This is a genomic window from Parabacteroides sp. TM07-1AC (assembly GCF_003480915.1).
Lineage (GTDB): Bacteria > Bacteroidota > Bacteroidia > Bacteroidales > Tannerellaceae > Parabacteroides > Parabacteroides chongii.
In genome coordinates this window covers 187,740-207,097 of record NZ_QUKD01000003.1, presented here as the reverse complement: position 1 = coordinate 207,097, position 19,358 = coordinate 187,740, and the positions used below count along the sequence as shown (strand labels likewise).

Genomic DNA, 19,358 nt, shown 5'->3' with positions numbered 1-19,358 from the left:
AAATATACAGAAGATGAATATTAGAAAACATATACCCAATACAATTACTTGTATGAGTCTTGTATCAGGTTGCATCGCTACAGTGATGGCTTTGCAGGGTAATTTGTTGTGGGCAGCTATATGGATCATCATTGCTGCCGTTTTTGATTTCATGGACGGTTTTGCCGCCCGTTTGCTGAAAGCCTATTCCCCGATGGGAAAGGAACTCGATTCCTTGTCGGATATGGTCAGTTTCGGAGTCGCACCCGGTATGATCGTATTTTGGATGCTCAGCCAGGCCGGTCTTCCGTTGGGAGAAATCGGTCGTTATATTCCTTATTTGGCTTTCGTGATCCCGGCTTTCTCCGGTTTGCGTTTGGCGAAGTTCAATATCGATGAACGGCAGACAACATCGTTTATCGGTATGCCGGTTCCTGCGCATGCGCTGTTTTGGGCTTCTGCCGGATATTCTCTGGCTCCGTTGGCACAGGTAAAGCCTGTGTTGTTCATTGTGGTTACCCTGGTGGTAGCGTTGGCTACCTCTTTATTGCTTGTATCTGAAATTCCGATGTTCTCGTTGAAGATTAAGTCGGTTGCATGGAAAGGTAATGAAAGACGCTATATATTAGTAGGTTGTGCTGTCCTGTTCGTTGCCTTGTTCGGCATGCTGGGTATAGCCGGAACCATTCTCCTCTATATCCTCTTGTCTATTTTTAACAAAAGATAGTAAACAAGAGGTCTATTCTATATGTTTCTCTTATAAACCAACTAAGTAACGAATATTATGTTTAAGTTTTTGTTTGTAATGTTTTTCTTCTTCATCCTGTTAGTGTTCCTGATGGGATTCTCTATTCTGCGTACATTTAAGAATATGTTGTTCGGTAGTGGAAGCAGCAATACAAAGAAGGGGGAACAGCGTCGTCAGACAAGCAGTTACTCTAGCGGGCAACATCATTCGAATACGGCTGAAGATGATTATATCTCGGTCAACCGCAAGAAGATCTTTACAAAAGACGAAGGCGAGTACGTTGACTTCGAAGAAGTGAAGTAAAGTTGGTTATCGACAATGACCAATAATGCTAAAATATCGATCCGCTTTTTTAACGACCGCGAAGTTCGTGCTGTTTGGGATGAAGATAATAACAAATGGTGGTTTTCTGTTTTAGATATTGTTGCTGTCTTAATGGGACATGATGACTATACGAAGACAAGGAACTATTGGAAATATCTCAAAAGTAAACTTAAAAGAGAAAAAAACGAGTTGGTTAGTACGACTAACCAACTGAAATTAGCAGCAGCGGATGGTAAAAAGTATTTGACTGATACGCTTGATAGTGAAGGCGTAATCTCCCTTGCCAAATATTTTCCTAATAATAAGGCGACTAAATTCCTCGATTGGTTTACCTACAGCGACAATAGCATTGACGGGCAAAGTAAGAAAAAGGCCTATTCTTTCTTTGAAAGTAATCTGATCAGCGAAGCGGAAGTCGGTACGGCAAAGAGCTTGCAGAAAATCCATGCCTACTTGTTTGGCGGGTTGTATGATTTTGCAGGTCAGATCAGGCAAAAGAATATATCGAAAGGGGGCTTTCAGTTTGCCGTATCCCATTTTCTGGGGAGTACATTAAGGCTGATAGAGGAAATGCCCGAAAATACATTTGAGGAAATAGTCGATAAATACGTAGAAATGAATATTGCTCATCCTTTTATGGAAGGCAACGGACGGAGTACGCGGATATGGTTGGATTTACTTTTTAAGAAGCATTTGAAACAATGTGTAGACTGGAGCCTGATCAATAAGAAAGACTATTTGAATGCCATGGTAAAAAGCTCTACTGACAGTACCTTGTTGAAGCATTTACTGAAGAATGCTTTGACCGACAAGATAAATGACCGTGAACTATTTATGAAAGGAATTGATTATTCCTATTATTACGAAGAAAACGAATAACTATCTTCTCTGCCGGAAGAATTTCTGCATCTCTTCCGCACACTCTTTCTCCATCACACCTTTTTTTACGACAGCTTTCGGATGGAATGCTTTCGGGGCATATGCCTGGTATCCTCTTTTCTCATCACTCGCGCCGTATACGATCGTACTCAGTTGCGACCAGCCGATGGCTCCTGCACACATAATACAGGGTTCAACCGTCACATACAGGCTGCATCCGGTCAGATATTTTGCTCCTAATACACTGACGGCAGCCGTAATGGCAAGCATCTCCGCATGTGCGGTCGGGTCGTTCAGCCGTTCCGTCTGGTTATGGGCACGGGCTATGATTTGGTTGTTACATACGACCACGGCTCCTACGGGCACTTCTCCTTCGTCAGCGGCAGCACGCGCTTCCACCAGTGCCTGTTTCATGAAATATTCGTCGTTAAATGGATTCATCGTCTCATTTCCGTTTCTTTGAAGAGGGTTGGATAATCCTCTTCCAGCGTTTTGAGTATATGTGAAAGGATTGTTTCCCGATACCAGCGGGATTTGTTTTCGATGTTATACCTGGCAAGATAGCGGTCGACAGCCTTCTGCTCTTCATCGTTGAGCATAAAAGTAACCTTATGCACCCTCGGGCGATTCGGTTGTGCTTGCGAGTATTTCCGATTTATTGCCATATTTTGCAAATGTACAAGTGAAAGCCCAAATAAAAAAGAAAATCCCTATATTTGTGCAAATTAATAAGATGGCTGAACAAAACGATTTAGGGAAAGATGGTGAAGCGAGAGCACGCGACTATTTGATCCGCCAGGGTTATACGATTTTGCATACCAACTGGAGATGGCATCATTATGAACTGGATATTGTTGCCATGAAAGAGGGTGAACTGATTGTCGTCGAGGTGAAAACGCGTTCGGAAGATTACCTTCTGTCGCCGGAAGAAGCCGTAGACAATAAAAAGATCAGGCGTATCGTAGCTGCGGCAGATGCTTATGTCCGGTATTTTAATTTGGAAATGCCGGTTCATTTCGATATCATCACCCTGGTCAAAGGAAAAGAGGGGTTTCAGATCGAACATATCGATGATGCTTTCTACGCCCCTTGCCGATAACTGAAAATAGAGGAAACGTATGAATATAGAAGAAGCCCGCGAATATTGCTTGTCGTTGAAGAACGTGACGGAATGTTTTCCGTTTGACGATGTCTCTTTAGTCTTTAAAGTGGAAAATAAGATGTTTGCCCTTCTGCCGCTGGATGCCGAAGAGCCTTATGTCGCTTTGAAATGCAGTACGGATTATACAGAAGAGCTGCGCGACCGCTATAATGCGGTTGAACCGGCTTACCATTTCAACAAGAAGTATTGGAACGGTGTCTTTTTGGAACGGGACATGCCCGACGACGAGATACGTTACTGGATTCAGCATTCCTACCGCGAAGTGATAGCCAAGCTGCCGAAGAAAATAAGGGAGATGTACAATGAGTGACGAAAATGAAATACCGCGGATGATCCGTTTGGAGGAGACTACCTCTACCAATAATTATCTTCGGGGACTGGTCGGTAAAGAACCGTTGCCGGAAGGTAGTGTCGTTGTTACAGACTTTCAAACTGCCGGGCGTGGCCAGGTCGGTAATACCTGGGAGTCGGAGGGCGGAAAGAACTTGATGTTCAGTATCATTCTTTATCCGGACTTTCTGCCGGCAAACCGTCAGTTTCTGATTTCCCAGATAACGGCGCTGAGTGTAAAGGAAACGCTCGATGAATATGTAGACGATGTGACGGTGAAATGGCCGAACGATATTTACTGGCGTGACCGGAAGATATGCGGTATGCTGATCGAGAATGACCTTTCCGGTCGTGAGCTGTATTGCTCCGTGCTCGGTATCGGTATCAATATCAACCAGCGGGAGTTCCTGAGCGATGCTCCGAATCCGGTGTCGCTGACACAGATAACGGGACTGGAATATGACCGGGAGGAAATCCTGAACAAGTTCCGGAAACGTCTTTATGAGCGTTATGTCGACTTGATCCGGGAGAAAGAGGACGATATCCGGAATGATTACAGGATTGCCTTGTATCGTGGGAGTGGCTTCCATCCCTATCGCGATGAAAACGGTTTCTTCGAAGCTTGCATTAAAGGGGTGGAACTGACCGGACATCTGATACTCGAACTGCGTGACGGGGAGTTGAGGCGGTATGCGTTCAAGGAGGTGACTATGGTACATACTGATGCTGACTTGAATTTGTAAATGTTTTATCATTGAATTTTAATAACCTGATCTGATGCAATAGTTTAATTTTGTCAGCGCTGACCATATAAAAAGGCGTTAGAGTATTATGGGGAGAGGATCATATATGGAGTTTGAAGATCTTTATAAACGATTTTATAGGAAATCATTCCTTTTTACGATGTCGTATATACATAATGAGATGGCTGCGGAAGATATTGCATCTGAGGTGCTTATCCGGTTGTGGACAGAGATCAGACGGGGAGGTATAAACAATCCGGATGCTTTCCTGTTGACTCTTTTGAAAAATAGATCACTCGATTATCTGAAACATGAGGCTGTGAAAGAGGAAGCTTTCAGTAATATGAAGACAGCTCATCAGGAAGAACTGGATATGCGTATCTCCATGCTGGAATCCTGTGATCCGGAAGAGGTTTTTACGACAGAGATACAACTGATCATCCGTAATACACTTGCTACTTTTCCGGAACAGACTCAACTTATTTTCGAAATGAGTCGCTTTGATAATAAAACAAATAAAGAAATAGCAGACAAACTGAAGCTTAGTGTGAAAAGTGTTGAATATCATATAACCAAAGTATTGAAGGCTTTACGTATAAGTCTTAAAGACTATCTTCCTTTATTTTATTTCTTCTTTTTTTTCAAATAAAATGACTTTTCGTTTAGGGATATGTAATCATCAGTCGTCGATATGATGTAAGGCTGATTATATCTTACAATAAAAATGATGGAACAAGATTTAATAAAAAAATATATAGCAGGTTGGGCATCGGAAGATGAGAAAGACCGGATCATGGCATGGGTGAAGAATGACCCGAAAAATCGGGATGAGTTGATGGCTATGCGTAAACTGTATGATGTTACCCTTTGGCAGCAAAGTGATGTGATAGGACATCAGAAGAAGACGGTAAGATTAAATTTATTAAGTTTGGTTCGTATTGCTTCTGTTGCTGCAGTATTCTTGCTCCTGGCGGGAATGAGCTGGTACATTTTTGATTTGAAACAGCAAGTTCCTGTAATGGCTATGCAAACGATCTCTGTTCCTCCCGGGCAGCGTGTCGAATTAACATTGGCTGATGGAACCAATGTTTGGTTGAATGCCGGAACAACCTTTACTTTCCCGAATGTATTTTCTTCCGAACATAGGGAGGTGGAGCTGAATGGAGAAGGCTATTTTACTGTCAGCCGGGATGAAAAGAAACCTTTTATTGTAAAGACTTCTACTTATAACGTCAGAGTACTTGGAACGGAGTTCAATGTAATGGCATATGCCAAAACCCCCATGTTCGAAGTCTCTTTGTTGAAAGGTTCGGTGGAGGTTTACTCTGATGTAAAACAGCAGAAAGTATTACTGGAGCCGAATATGCAGGTACATGTAGAGAACGACTACTTGGTAAAAAGACCGATCTCCCAATTCAATAATTTGCTTTGGAGGGAGGGGGTAATTTGTTTTGAAGATGAGCCGGTAGACCGGATGATTGAAAAACTGGAACTATATTTTGATACTCAGATAATTGTAGAAAACGAGGCTTTCAAAAAAAGAAGATATACCGGAAAGTTCCAGGGAAAGAAAGGAGTTGAACATATCCTGAACGTTTTCCAACTGAAAGATCGGTTTGTTTACGAGAAAGATGAAGAAAAGAATTTGATTATCATTAAGTAATAATGAATGTAAAGTAATAACCTAAAATAGAATGCCTATGAAGTAAGTCCCATGAAAAAACAAAACCGGAAAAACGCGCCAACGTTCTTCCGGCAGAGAAGTTAATACCGTGTAATTGCTTTAAACTTAGTACTAACTAATACAGATTTTAAAAGTATGAAAAATATTTCAGATGGGGATAGTTATGCCCCGTTAAATCCTATTAAACGAATAATTAATATTATGAAACTAACCTTTTTAGCTCTTTTCTTATGTGTGACGGGGCTTTTTGCGACTGAGGCTACTTCTCAGGTTGCGAAGGTTACGATAAAGGCACAGTCGGTTCCTTTCAAAGAAATCCTGTCTAATATTGAAAAACAGACAGAGTATTATTTCGTCTACGATAAACGAGATATCGATTTGAACCATAAAGTGTCAATTAATGCTCATGAGAAGACAGTGGAAGAAGTTCTTTCCACAATTTTCCGGAATACGGACATTGTCTATGCGATGAAAAGCAACAATATCATTTTGATGAAAAGCAGCGACCGGATGCTTGCTATGATGCAGCAAACCAATCGGAAGATAATAACTGGTATTATTCTTGATCAGCAAGGAGAAGCGATCATCGGTGCGAATGTGATGGAAAAAGGAACCAGTAATGGGACTATTACCGATATAGATGGAAGTTTTACGCTTGAGGTAGCCTCAAATTCAACTCTTCAGATTACTTATATTGGTTACACAACTCAGGATGTACAGGTTAAGAATCAAAGTTCTATTCGTGTCCTGATGAAAGAAGATACTCAGAATCTCGATGAAGTGGTAGTTGTTGGTTATGGTGTACAAAAGAAGGCCAATCTGACTGGAGCTGTCTCCGTGGTTTCATCTAAAGATCTGAAAGATGTATCCAGTTCCTCGGTATCACAGGCTTTACAAGGAAAATTATCCGGTGTCGTTATTACGAAGAGTAATGGTCAGCCTGGTGCAAGTTCTGATATTCGTATCAGGGGGATGGGTACGTTTGGCGATAATGCTCCGTTAGTAGTGATTGATGGTATTCCGGCTGACGGTGGACTGGAAAGTATCTCATCTTCTGATATTGAATCGGTCAATGTATTGAAAGATGCTGCCTCCGCTGCTATCTATGGTTCACGTGCGGCGAATGGAGTGATCCTTGTTACTACCAAGAGGGGAATTTCTGAACAGAGCAGTATTTCGGTAGATGGTTATTTTGGCTTGCAGCGTATCACTAAATATTTGGATATGTGTAATGCCGCTGAGTTCGTAGAATTACAGAATGAAGCAATAGCGAATGCCAACCGTTGGATCAGCGGAAGTAATATAACACCTTATTTCACAAATTCTCCGGCTTCTTACGGAAAAGGAACTGACTGGGGAAAAGAATTGTTCAGCGTAGCTCCAACCTATAATATTAATGTAAGTGCCCAGGGAGGAAGTCAGAATTCATCTTATTATATGTCGGGAGGATATGTTAACCAGGAGGGTATCCTGGAAAATACCTCTTATAATAAAGCTAACTTCAGGATAAATAATGACAATAAATATGGTGAGCGTCTCTCTTTTGGTACAAGTATTAATCTGAGTACAAGTTTGCAACATGGTACATCCAATGCCGCTGGAGATGCCTATAATACGTCTCCGACAATTCCGCTTTATGAAGCTGACGGGGTAACACCAGGTTATGCGAAGCATGCAGGAGAAAATGGTATCAGTCCTGTCTATATGGCTAACCTAAGTAATCCGGATCATCGCACTTATAAGGTGTTAGGAAATATCTATGCTGAATATAAGATATTTGACTTCCTCCGGTTCCGTATTAACGCCGGACTTGATTTCAACTATTATGAAAAGAAATCGTTTACTCCGACTTATAATATTGCTGACAGATACGGAAATACTCGTTCGAGTTATGAGGAAACGCGTGGTAAAAATGTAACCTGGTTAACCGATTATTTACTTTATTTCGATCATACCTTCTCTTCCAAACATTCTATAGACGGTATGGCTGGCTTCTCGCAGCAGTTGACGACTGATGATGATATTTATGGAATCGCTTACGACTATGTTTCGGAATCTAAGAACATGCAGATACTGAATGGAGGTACTAATCCGACAGATTCCCGTAACAGCGGGGCTAAAAGCCAGTTGGCAATGATGTCCTGGTTTGGACGTATCAATTATAACTTTGCAGATCGTTACCTGTTCTCTTTTAATTTGCGTGCTGATGGTTCTTCCCGTTTTGCTTCTGGTAACCGTTGGGGATTCTTCCCTTCTTTCTCCGGTGCATGGCGGATCAGTCAGGAAGAGTTCTTTAATGTGCCGGCAATTTCCAATTTGAAATTACGTGTGAACTGGGGACAGCTGGGAAATCAATCTGTTTCAGGAAGATACCCGACGATTGCAACTCTTAGTAACATGAGTGTATTAATGGGAGCTGGCGGTTATAACCATACAATCGTTCCCGGCTATTATGTTGCTAACCTGGTAAATAAAGATTTGAAGTGGGAGACGACTACAATCACCAATGCTGGTGTGGATATCGGCTTACTAAATAATCGCCTGACAGCTTCTGCTGAATATTATGATAAACGTACTTCTGGAATTCTTCGCCAGCAGGTTATTCCGGGCACTGTCGGTTTGGGTGCTCCTAATGTGAACTTTGCAAAAGTAGCTAATCGGGGTGTTGAGCTGGAAATTAACTGGCAAGATAAAATAAATAATGATTTTAGTTATTTTGTCGGAGCTAATATCAGTACGGTTCGTAATAAGATTTTGCAACTTAGTGACGGTAAGGATGAAGAATTGCGGGACGGAGGTCATCGTGATACCTATATAAATAAGGTGGGATATGCTATCGACTCTTTTTATGGTTGGGAAATGGAAGGTGTGTATGCCAGCCAGGAAGATATTGATAATTCTCCAACTTATGGTAGTGCAATTGTCGGTTCTATCAAGTTCAAAGATCAGAATGGTGATAAGAAGATCGATGCAGATGACCGTGTAATCCTTGGTAATTCTATCCCGAAGATGACATTCGGTTTTAAACTGGGTGCACAATATAAAAACTTTGACTTCTCGATGTTTTGGCAGGGAGATTTAGGCAAGAAACAGTTTATGCCATATGAAAAATGGTTGAATGACGGTGGCATTAACTATGGAAAATGGTGGTATGATAATCGTTGGAATGGCGAAGGAACTCCAGGAAAATGGCCTGCTGTGATTTGGGGAGGAGCCTATTCGATGTATCAGATGAACGACTTCCTGTTGACAAATTCCAGTTACGCTCGTCTGAAAAATCTTTCTGTCGGTTATTCGTTTGATATGGCTGGAAAGTATAAGTTCAGAGTATATGTGAGCGGCGAAAACCTGGTAACGATTACAAGTAAAGATTTTTACGGATATGATCCGGAAAGGAGCGGTACAGCTCAATATAACAATTGGGCATACAGCTATCCTGCTGCAATGACTTTTATGATCGGTGCGAATATTAAGTTTTAAACAGTAAAAATACGAGAATATGAAAAGATTCGAAATATATATAATAGCTTTGATGACCATATTGTCTTCCTGTAGTGATTTCCTTGACCGGGAGCCGTATGGTGAACTTTCCGAAGAGAATTTCTATCAGAATAAAGACCAGGCTGTCTATGCTGCCAACGCTTGTTACAAAACATTACAGACATTAAACGGCTTCTGGGCAACTGGTGTACAAATCTTCGGTGATATGTGTTCGGATGACTGTTTGCAGAGTGGTTCGATCGATGCTTCATATATCCGCGGAAGTTTTGATCCGGGGGATAATTATCTGGTAACAGGTTCTTTTGTTAATGCTTATGCCGGGATAGCCCGTTGCAATATCGGTATTGAAAAAGTTTCCAATATGCCGGATGATAATATCAGTAGTGAAGACAGGAATCGTATCGTCGGCGAAATGCGTTTTATTCGTGGTTATTGGTATTATCATCTGATCCGTTTGTATGGTGATGTACCTATTTTGTTGAGCCAGGTTGATTTAAAAGATGAAGCCCTGTTACATCCAGGACGTTCTTCTGTCGACGAAGTCTATGAAAAGGTAATTATTCCTGATCTTACATTTGCTGCTCAGCATCTGCCTTCGTCTTATGATTCCGAGGATGCGCCCCGTGCTACTTCCGGTGCAGCTTATGCATTCCTGTCTGCAGCCTATCTTTATCGTCAGGATTATGCCGATGCAATTAAAACAGGTGAGGAAGTAGTAAAATTAGCAGATGAAGGCGTTTACGAACTATTGGCAGATATGGAATCCATTTATATGGAAACCAATGAGTTCAATAAAGAATCTATCTTTGAAGTATCGTTTAGCAAAGAACAACAGAATTGGAAAACCCGTTATTTCGGTACGGTTGACGGGGGGATGTGCCGTGGAGAAATTTATACGACTCACTTTAATCCGACACCTGATCTAAGAGATGCTTATGCGTTGATTGATGGGAATCCGATAAGTAGCGATGCCAATTCCTTGTATGATGCTGCTGCTTACTGGAAAAACAGAGATCCTCGCTTTGATATCACATTCTATACACCGATGGATGTCTCTACTCACCGAACAACCGGCGAACCGCTTGTTTATTCTATGGATTGGCTTTTAAACAAAGAAGGTGGAGTTGATTTTCAGAAGAATACCTTGTGGTATGGTCCGAATGAAACGAATGTCGGCTTAAATAATATCTTGATGCGATATGCTGAAGTTTTGTTGAATCTGGCTGAGGCTTATATACAAACCGGTGATTTCCAATCCGGAACCAAATACATTAATATGGTCAGAACGCGTGCCCGCAATTACGCTTTGGCTCATCCGGATAAGTATATCCCTGCTGGTTTTCCGGAAAATAAGGTGTTGCCGGATATAACGATTGGTAGTAAGGAAGATGGTATGGCGAAATTACGTTATGAGCGTCGTGTCGAGTTTGCAGGTGAGGATGTTCGTGGTTATGACTTGCGCCGTTGGAATATCGAAGAGTCTACATGGGCAAAGGTGCAGGGATTTACGTGGGACAAAAAGATGAGGTTATTGCCTATACCGAATACGGAAATGAGCAAGAATCCGAATCTCAAACCGCAGAATCCTGGCTATTAATAAACTTGAAAGGTGTATCGAAAGGATTTACAGTCTTTTTGATATACCTTTGTTATAAACATAAACATTACAAGAATGAAACGCTTATTCAACAATTGGTTCAGTTTATTTCTATTGGCATTATTGTTTGGTTTAGGGTCAGGAATGAATGCTCAGAATTCGACTTCCTACGAACGCGACTGGCGTACAGACCGCCAAAAGATCAAGATCATCTCTTACAATATCATGGATGGTTTCAGTAATGGTTCGGATAAAGACCGTATTGCCCGTTTTACTGCCTGGGTAAAAGAGCAGTCGCCCGATGTCCTGGCACTGAACGAACTTTGCGGCTTTACCGAAGCCCGTCTGAAAGAGCTGGCAGCTTCTTATGGTCATCCTTACGCGGCTATTGTAAAGGAGAACGGTTATCCGGTCGGTCTTACTTCTAAAACTCCGCTTCAAGTGATCGATCGGAAGATTGATGGTTACGGTCACGGCTTGCTGCATTGCAAAGTCCTGAATATGGATTTCCTGGTGACGCATCTGAATCCTTCCGACCGTCTGAAACGTAAGAAGGAAGCCGACAACATCATCGATTATATAAGCAGTAACCAATTAACCGACTGTCTGTTGATGGGCGATATGAATGCCCATTCTCCTTTCGATGCCTCCTGGACGGATGAGCACCTGGAGGACTATGCTGTTATATCCACATTTATGGCTGCTTCTTTGCATGATATATGTTATATGTTTACGCCTGATAACCAACGTTATTCTTTCCCTACCCGGATATTGGCAAGTTCTCCGAAAGGGGAGGCTTTACGTCGTCAGCAGGAACGGATCGATTTCATATTTGTGACTGACAGCCTGCGCCCCAATTGTATAGATGCACAGATCTATAATGGTCCGGACAATGATTATCTTTCCGATCATTATCCTGTAGGGATCAGTATGTTTATTCCAAAGGAGTGATTACAATAAAGTTTTCCCGAATAGGGCGTCACCAGCTGTATTCAGCGGGTTATACTGTTAAATATTAGTGAATTATAGAGGTGATGCCGGAAGTTAATCCGGCATCACCTCTAGGTATGGATTACGTGGCTACAATGTTTTAATTGCTTCTTCATTCAGTCCGGTACATCCGGCTATAAAAGTCAGATCAATACCTTTCTTTTTCATATTGGCAGCTACCTGAGTTTTTCAATCTTCCAGTCCTTCTTCTTTTCTTTCGGTCCGCCTTTTCCATTAAATCGCAGCTCTATAGTATGAAGATTATAATATATGAGAATTAATGGCTTATCTTAGGATATTTATATATGTAATATATACTTTACATAAAAGAAAGGTATACCTTACATATTTGTATGCATAGTCTTACATTTATGTACATATTACATTTCAAATTTTATTCTAGGGAGAATGACGCTTAATAGTTATAATATTGAAGCTTAATAGTTGTAATATAGGCTATTAACTTCTTTAGCCTCATATAATATTGCTGTAATAGGGGGAGTTTTGATTATTTTAGGTGAAAGTAGGTGACGCTGAATAAAACTCCGGAGTCACCTGCAATAAGTTGAATTATAATGTGATACGTTGCCGATATCGACTTTGAATCCAAATTGAAAAAAACTTATATATAATGTACGCGTGTACATTAATATAATTGTATACTCTATAAAATGATGAATGGATAGATGATTCTAATAACTTGAAAAGTAAGATCTAGGAGCGATAATTTGACTGACTAAAATAAACGATCCTTTAAATCCGTCAACAAAATTAACTATAACTTTTGAAACCACAACTCTTTTCCAAATAAATTTCACTTAGGTATCTTCTTTCTTATCAAGATAATAACAAAGTCTGTACAAAAATAAGCCTTTCGATTACGAACACATGGAAATCAGAAAAACGTGACGAGATTAAAGGATCGTTTATTTTAGTCATTCGATTATGACAAGAGTATAAAAGATAGAACAAGAACTAATTTCATTAACACTATTATTAATATTAAAATTTAGATTTATGAACAAAAAGTTTTCTACTTTGGTAGCCGGTGTCCTGCTGGCGACAAGTATTGGAACTGTAAATGCTGCTCCTAGCTATGCTAAGTATGCTACTGCATCAACTACGTATGCAAAAGCAATCAAGGCTGGTACTTATTATCAGCTTATGACTGGTACGGCAGGAGAAGTGGTTGCAATGGTTCCGGTAACTGGTGGTACTTATAAACTGCAAGCTGTTACTACAGCAGATGCCGTTGATGCTCGTTACACTTTATGGACTATTGATGTACAGGGAAATGCGACTGACGGTTATCGTTATGCATTCATCAACTTAGGAACCAGATCTGTTTTGGCAGTTAATCCGGCAACAGCATTGAAGGCATTAAATACTTCTGCTTCTGCTACAACTGTTGGTGGTGATGTTGCTTTATGGAAATGGCAGGATGCTTATAATCCTGTTGCAGGTTTCGCTAGTGGTGACGAAAAGGAATTGACATCTGTTTTTGGTGCAAAGAATGACTCTATTGTAACTTGGGTAAAAGGTACTAATGAAGTTTATGCATTGAAATATGCGTTGAATAATCCGGTAACTGTTACTGGGCAATTGACTGTAGCTCCTGTAGATCCGGAAGCTATCGTTTTGGGTGTAGATGATCTGAACTCAATGCTTTGGGCTAATACAGAAGCCGGAAAATTGAAACTTACATTTGATGAAGATGTGAAAGGTGGTAATCCTGCTGCAATCAACTTGTTTACTAAACAAGAATTTAAGGCAGTTGCTCCGGTTGGCTTCCCTGCGAACTATGGTTATATCGATCCGACAAATAAAGGTTGGAAAGTAGGTCTTGTTGCAACAACTGCTACAGGAAATGATCTTGACATAACTACTTACTCACAGAGCTTCCTTGACTATGTAGATAAGTCTCAAACAGAAACCTTACTTAAGGCTATAAAAAAAGCATTAGGTACTGGTACTGATTATACAAATAATCAGGTGGCTTATGAAGAAGCTATTCAAGCATTGAATGAATTCCATTTACAGAATAATAGCGCAACAACAAAGATTACAACTAGAACTGAATTGTTGAAAGAATTGGATGCATTTCAGTCTACATTAATTACAAACTTTGATGCAAATGAACCTGTTTATAAAGCATTGAAGAAAGCTTTTTATGAATTTATCTGTAATACGATAGATATTCATGGTGGTTGGGGCGTTGATAATAATGTAATTGCTGCTACATCTCAAACTGTGGCACACATGGCGATTTCAAGAAATATCGCTAATCCTTGGGCTGTAGAAGCTACATTGGCTACTTTAATAACTAATGCAGAAGCAGCAACGACAGCTTCAAAAGCAACATTAGATGCAAATACTTTCCCTGCTGATTGGATGACAAAGGCAACAACTACAGGTTGGGTTTCTTTGCAAGCTAACGATGCTACAGCTGCTGATGAAAAGACTTATTTGAAGGTTGGAACAGAATTCTTAACAAGCGATGCTGGTAACAAACATTTGAAAATGGTTACTGCAAAGTTTGTTGATAACATGCCGACAGCTAGTATTGCCAATCCTACACGTCAGGATTTGAATGGTCGTTATAACTTCCAGTTCACATGGTATCCGTCTCAGGATTCTATTGTAATCCGTACAGCTGGTTTTGCTAAAAAACCGGATAATGTAGAAAAATGGGAAGATATGACTCCTTTTACTAATCCTAAGGATTTAGGTCTGTGGAAGGCAAGTGCAGCAGCCGATGAAACAGGTGCTCGCGGAACATTGGTTCCAATTACAGCAAGTAAAGATCCGTTCGAACAGAACTTGATTAAGATTGCTGTTTTGGCTGACAATCACCGTGAAGTAACAGTAGGAAGCTCTGAGTACAAAGCAGGTGCAACTCCTATTTCAACTATCAATACGAAGATTACTATCAATGGTTCTTCTAAATATGTAAGAACAACTTTGCCTTCAGGCGTTTACTTCTTTAACTTAGCTTCTAATGTGAAGAAAGTTTTGAATGGAAAATACTTGGTTGCAAGTTTCTGCGGTAACGATTTGGAATATACAACAGAAGAACAAGCTCAGCTTTATGGACAAGCTCAGGATTTCGGTCACATGCCACGTACTCAGTGGGTTGTTGAACAGAATCCAGGTTTGGCTGGTGAACAGACTGTTAATATCTATAACCGTGAATTCCCAGCTCAGAATGTAAAGAACGTTCAGTTGTATAAGGGTGCTGATGCAAGTCAGATCTTCGCTCAATATGGAATCTTTGCAGGTGTAGTTGGTACAGATACTTTGGCATGGGTTAAGGCTGAAGTTAAGAAACCGGTTGCCGGAGTGCTTACTAACAAATATCTGGGATATAATGTAGTAGAACAGGATGATCTTTCAAGAAAATCCTTCATCATGGATTACTTCAACGGTATTCAGATTGGTCACTATGTAAATGTAAACAAAACTGCTGCCGATACAACTGTATATGTAGACCTGAAAGGTGAAAAAGTGACTTTGGAACTTGTTCCGGTTCAGGACAAAGATCAGAAGTTTGGTTATGAAGGTGCTGCAGCTCCTCAGTTGTATAACAGAGCTTATGCAATCCGTGTATATGATAGCTCTAAGCTGGTAAATGATAACAAGTTCATCGTAGAAGATCCTGACAATGAAGCATCTTACGCTATTTCTCCAGTAGAAGTAAAAGACGCAGCTCATTTCTATCTGAAAGAAAACAATCAATTGATCTCAGAAGAAGGTGACACAACTTGCTATTATGCTTTGGTTGGTGGTAACACTAATGCTTACAACCGTGTAGGTGTACGTGATGCTTCTCAGAGATTCTCAATTGAAACAGCTTGTTCAGAAGAACGTGTTGCAACATTTGCTTTGAAAGAAAGTGATACTCCTCTGTATCGTCGTTTGGGTGTTTCTAATCCTGAAGATGGTCTGAAAGATATGGATGTTAACAAGTATGCTAAGATCTACAGAGTAAACAGCACAGCTAAAGAATATCTGTATGAAGATGCTCACAGCATTTATTCTCAAGGTAAGGGAATTAACTTCCTGGGAGTAGAAGGTAAGGGTGACGATAAACTGTCTGCTCTGTATGTTGATACTGCTTATGTACGTAACAACACGAAGATGCCTCAGTATATGTTTGCTGTAGATGTAACAGAAGTTCCTGCTGGTATGTTATGTCCTGATAATCCAGAACATAATACAGATGAATATATCGCTAACCACGGTGATTGCGGTCACAAAGTACCTTCTCAGGGTTATAAGATCGGTCGTTATTTAGTTAACGCACAGGATTCTGTACAGTTAGCTGCTAACGGTAAAGATTATATCTGGAATGAAAAGTACACTCGTCTGTCATTTGTTTGGGCAAAACATATCGGTGATACTTTGATCGTAATGCGTCACGGTAAAGATATGAACCTGGCTGAATATGCAGTTGCTTCAGACTCTATCTTCCTGGGTGATAATAAGCACAATATGACAACATGGACATTGAATGCTGATCCTAGCAAGAATACTAAGGGTGATTCTATTAATGCTGCTCACGAATATGGTATCAAGAATGCAGTCTTTGCATTGCGTTTGGTTGACGATAAACCTGCTTGCGACTTCCTGATCGAATCAGTAGGTGACAAACCAATTCCTACAGATGGTAAGGGTGGTTGGATCAAGATCCAGAATGGTGTTCCTGTAATTGCAAAAGCTGCAAATTACAACGAAGCTATCCTTGATACTGAAATCTTCAACATCGAACCGACTGACGAAGTGGCAACAGATGCTAAGACTCCTGAAGTATCAGCTATCAGTGTAGTTGCCAGCGATGGTAAGGTAGTTGTTAAGGGTGCTGCCGGTAAGACAATTACTGTAACTAACGCATTGGGTCAGAAAGTTGCCCAGCGCATCGCTTCTTCAGATGAAGAAACAATCAGCGTAGCTGCAGGTTTCGTTGCAGTATCAGTTGAAGGAGAAGCTGCTGTTAAAGCAATCGTAAAATAAGAAACAATGAAATAATTCTAAAATTATCACGCGGTTGCGGTAGAGGCGTACTCCCTGTACGCCTCTATAAACCCAGCCAATTAACCTGAGACGGGCGAACAAGTGATAGTATTAATACTAAAGTAATAAAATAAAGTTCATCTGCCAGTATCCCTGTGAAGAGAGAAACCAGATAAAAAAATACCCCCCGGTGAAATATTCACCGGGGGGTATTCATTTATTGGTTATGAGATTATTTAATCTCAATGTTTCTCTGCAATTTAGCAGTTTCAACCGGAGCCTTTTTAGGAATATCCACAGTTAATACACCATGTTCCACTTTAGCACTGATGTGTTCTTTTTCTACATCATCCGGTAATATCATTGTCTGCTGGAATTTAGAATATGAAAACTCGCGACGCAGATAGCGACCGTTATGATTTTCATCTTTGTTTTCACTCTTCTTTTCCATTGAAATGACCAGGCAATTATCCTCATCAATACGGACGTTGAAATCGTCTTTTGTCATTCCTGGGGCAGCCAATTCTATTTTATAATCTTTCTCGCTTTCAATTACATTGATGGCAGGTGCTGTAGAATTAGCTTTTTCCATCCAGTCGTTATCGAAGAAATCATTGAAGACACTCGGTAACCAATTTTGATTTTTTCTGATCGGCATCATAATTAAATCTCCTATATTTAAGTTACACATTCAATAATTTATAGAACTTCAGGTTCTTTTGAACCCTTTGTTCGTCTATCAATATACAAACTGCGTGCCAAAGAAGCCTGAAGAAATACGATGTCTTTTTGTCATGTATTTAGGTCTGTTTTACCTATTTTTGTGACAAAATGTTTTCATATTCTTCTATTTGCTTCTAATATGGTTAATTCTTTTTGGCTCTTTCCGCTACATGTTCCACACGGTCAGCGATGTACTCAGCCTGATTGACTCCTTTGTCGACAACATCTTTAAATTTCTTTTTTGTTCTGTCTGCCAACTCGCTCATGTCATCATGAATACATTTGAATTTACCATCGTCTTCCATTTTACGGAGTACATAACCAATTGCAATACCGGCTGCAATGCCAATTAATACATTTTTCATAACTATTTTATTTTAAATGATTCTGTCTGGTCTATTTATATATGAAACAGAAGCTCGGAAGATTTTGTTTTCCGCTTGAAGTGAAAAAATAAGAATTATGCAAAACAACGTTTCCCCATCTCTTTCCGCTGAAAGTAGTGGGGAAACCTAAAGTTAGGAAGAAGGTTTGGCTATTTTCTTAGTGTCTTCAAAATAAGGAATAAAGTGTTTTCATTTCAATAACAAAAGTAAAGTGGCGATATTACAAATCGGTTACATACGCTATACACTTTTATTAAATAATGTCGTAATAATTAACTCCTGATATTGTTTACTGATTGAATTTCTGTATTTTTGTCCTACAGCGGAGATAAGTTGCGACTTGCATTATCTTTGCCGACAGAACATTTAGAAATTAAAACAGATAAAGATGGCGCAGTACAAACGAATTCTCCTGAAACTTAGCGGCGAATCGCTGATGGGAGGAAAACAATATGGTATCGACGAAGTTCGTCTGAACGAATATGCAACACAGATCAAAGAAATTGCCGAAATGGGTGTACAGATCGGAATTGTGATCGGTGGAGGAAATATTTTCCGTGGCCTGAGCGGAGCATCTAAAGGTTTCGACCGGGTGAAAGGTGATCAGATGGGAATGCTGGCAACGGTGATCAATAGTCTGGCATTAAGTTCCGCCCTTGTCGCACAAGGTGTAAAAGCAAAGGTTCTGACAGCTATCCGTATGGAGCCGATCGGTGAGTTCTATAATAAATGGCGTGCTATCGAACTATTGGAACAGGGCAATGTCGTAATTATGTCCGGCGGTACAGGAAACCCGTTCTTCACAACCGATACCGGTTCATCCTTGCGAGGCATTGAGATTGAAGCCGATGTCATGCTGAAAGGTACGCGCGTAGACGGAATCTATACGGCCGACCCGGAAAAGGATCCGACAGCAACCAAGTTTTCCGATATCACATACGACGAAATCTATACACGTGGTCTGAAAGTAATGGACCTGACAGCAACTACGATGTGTAAGGAGAATAACTTGCCTATCATTGTCTTCGATATGGATACGAACGGTAATCTGAAGAAGGTAATGAGCGGAGAGAATATCGGGACATTGGTACACAACTAGAAAGAAGTGAGCTATATATCCAGTTTGTATTAAGGAACGCAGATGACGCAGACGAGCGCAGATAAACGCAGACAATATATTGTTTTAAAGAAAATAAAAAGTCTGCGGACGTCTGCGTGTTCTGCGTCATCTGCGTTCCCTAATACGATTTGAATTGGCTCAATTCTGATAAATACTGAACTTATTGCTATCTCTATTGGCAC

17 protein-coding genes are annotated in these 19,358 nt (G+C 40.4%); 13 read left to right on the top strand and 4 right to left on the bottom strand.

What is annotated here, in order from left to right:
- The first annotated feature begins 13 nt into the window (after positions 1-13).
- Genes pssA through fic form a run of 3 tightly spaced genes read left to right on the top strand, consistent with a single transcriptional unit; the run spans position 14 to position 1,930 of the window.
- Complete coding sequence (gene pssA, locus DXD68_RS08610) at positions 14-706, top strand: CDP-diacylglycerol--serine O-phosphatidyltransferase (RefSeq protein ID WP_122361243.1); 693 nt, start codon at positions 14-16, stop codon at positions 704-706.
- Between the two features lie 57 nt (positions 707-763).
- Complete coding sequence (locus DXD68_RS08605; RefSeq protein WP_122361242.1) at positions 764-1,030, top strand: DUF4834 family protein; 267 nt, start codon at positions 764-766, stop codon at positions 1,028-1,030.
- 15 nt (positions 1,031-1,045) lie between these two features.
- Positions 1,046-1,930: a protein adenylyltransferase Fic gene (fic, locus tag DXD68_RS08600; RefSeq protein ID WP_122361241.1), complete on the top strand. Its 885-nt coding sequence runs from the start codon at positions 1,046-1,048 to the stop codon at positions 1,928-1,930.
- Here fic and DXD68_RS08595 read toward each other — a convergent pair whose 3' ends face one another.
- A complete protein-coding gene (locus DXD68_RS08595; protein WP_122361240.1) occupies positions 1,931-2,371 on the bottom strand; it encodes a nucleoside deaminase in 441 nt (146 codons plus the stop codon).
- Positions 2,368-2,595: a hypothetical protein gene (locus tag DXD68_RS08590; RefSeq protein ID WP_122361239.1), complete on the bottom strand. Its 228-nt coding sequence runs from the start codon at positions 2,593-2,595 to the stop codon at positions 2,368-2,370. The genes DXD68_RS08595 and DXD68_RS08590 overlap by 4 nt, the downstream gene beginning before the upstream one ends.
- A 68-nt stretch (positions 2,596-2,663) precedes the next feature.
- Here DXD68_RS08590 and DXD68_RS08585 point away from each other — a divergent pair, with 68 nt between their 5' ends.
- The 9 genes from DXD68_RS08585 (at position 2,664) to DXD68_RS08545 (ending at position 16,947) form a co-directional block, all read left to right on the top strand.
- The gene (locus DXD68_RS08585; RefSeq protein ID WP_122361238.1) at positions 2,664-3,029 is read left to right on the top strand and encodes a YraN family protein; all 366 of its coding nucleotides are present in this window, start codon (positions 2,664-2,666) and stop codon (positions 3,027-3,029) included.
- A gap of 19 nt (positions 3,030-3,048) precedes the next feature.
- Positions 3,049-3,402: an MmcQ/YjbR family DNA-binding protein gene (locus DXD68_RS08580; RefSeq protein ID WP_122361237.1), complete on the top strand. Its 354-nt coding sequence runs from the start codon at positions 3,049-3,051 to the stop codon at positions 3,400-3,402.
- Complete coding sequence (locus DXD68_RS08575; protein ID WP_122361236.1) at positions 3,395-4,165, top strand: biotin--[acetyl-CoA-carboxylase] ligase; 771 nt, start codon at positions 3,395-3,397, stop codon at positions 4,163-4,165. The genes DXD68_RS08580 and DXD68_RS08575 overlap by 8 nt, the downstream gene beginning before the upstream one ends.
- Positions 4,166-4,253: 88 nt before the next feature.
- Positions 4,254-4,814, top strand: coding sequence for an RNA polymerase sigma-70 factor (locus DXD68_RS08570; protein WP_122361235.1), 561 nt, complete (start codon positions 4,254-4,256; stop codon positions 4,812-4,814).
- A 78-nt stretch (positions 4,815-4,892) separates the two neighbouring features.
- Positions 4,893-5,828 carry a FecR family protein gene (locus DXD68_RS08565; protein ID WP_122361234.1) on the top strand — a complete coding sequence of 312 codons (936 nt, stop codon included), beginning with the start codon at positions 4,893-4,895 and terminating at the stop codon, positions 5,826-5,828.
- Between the two features lie 222 nt (positions 5,829-6,050).
- Entirely contained in the window at positions 6,051-9,329 is a 3,279-nt protein-coding gene (locus tag DXD68_RS08560) for a TonB-dependent receptor (RefSeq protein WP_158585865.1), read from the top strand.
- Between the two features lie 19 nt (positions 9,330-9,348).
- On the top strand, positions 9,349-10,947 hold the full coding sequence (locus DXD68_RS08555; RefSeq protein WP_122361232.1) for a RagB/SusD family nutrient uptake outer membrane protein: 1,599 nt from the start codon (positions 9,349-9,351) through the stop codon (positions 10,945-10,947).
- Between the two features lie 75 nt (positions 10,948-11,022).
- Entirely contained in the window at positions 11,023-11,898 is an 876-nt protein-coding gene (locus tag DXD68_RS08550; protein ID WP_122361231.1) for an endonuclease/exonuclease/phosphatase family protein, read from the top strand.
- 1,056 nt (positions 11,899-12,954) lie between these two features.
- Positions 12,955-16,947 carry a DUF6383 domain-containing protein gene (locus DXD68_RS08545; protein ID WP_122361230.1) on the top strand — a complete coding sequence of 1,331 codons (3,993 nt, stop codon included), beginning with the start codon at positions 12,955-12,957 and terminating at the stop codon, positions 16,945-16,947.
- 232 nt (positions 16,948-17,179) lie between these two features.
- On the opposite strand, the gene DXD68_RS08540 is transcribed toward DXD68_RS08545, so the two are convergent.
- Positions 17,180-17,608, bottom strand: coding sequence for an Hsp20/alpha crystallin family protein (locus tag DXD68_RS08540; RefSeq protein WP_199715596.1), 429 nt, complete (start codon positions 17,606-17,608; stop codon positions 17,180-17,182).
- Positions 17,609-17,813: 205 nt separating this feature from the next.
- Positions 17,814-18,035: a hypothetical protein gene (locus tag DXD68_RS08535; protein ID WP_122361229.1), complete on the bottom strand. Its 222-nt coding sequence runs from the start codon at positions 18,033-18,035 to the stop codon at positions 17,814-17,816.
- A 409-nt stretch (positions 18,036-18,444) separates the two neighbouring features.
- Between DXD68_RS08535 and pyrH the strand changes: the two genes are divergently transcribed.
- Positions 18,445-19,155 (top strand): UMP kinase, encoded by a 711-nt coding sequence (pyrH, locus tag DXD68_RS08530; RefSeq protein WP_122361228.1) that lies wholly within the window; start codon positions 18,445-18,447, stop codon positions 19,153-19,155.
- Positions 19,156-19,358: the final 203 nt, after the last annotated feature.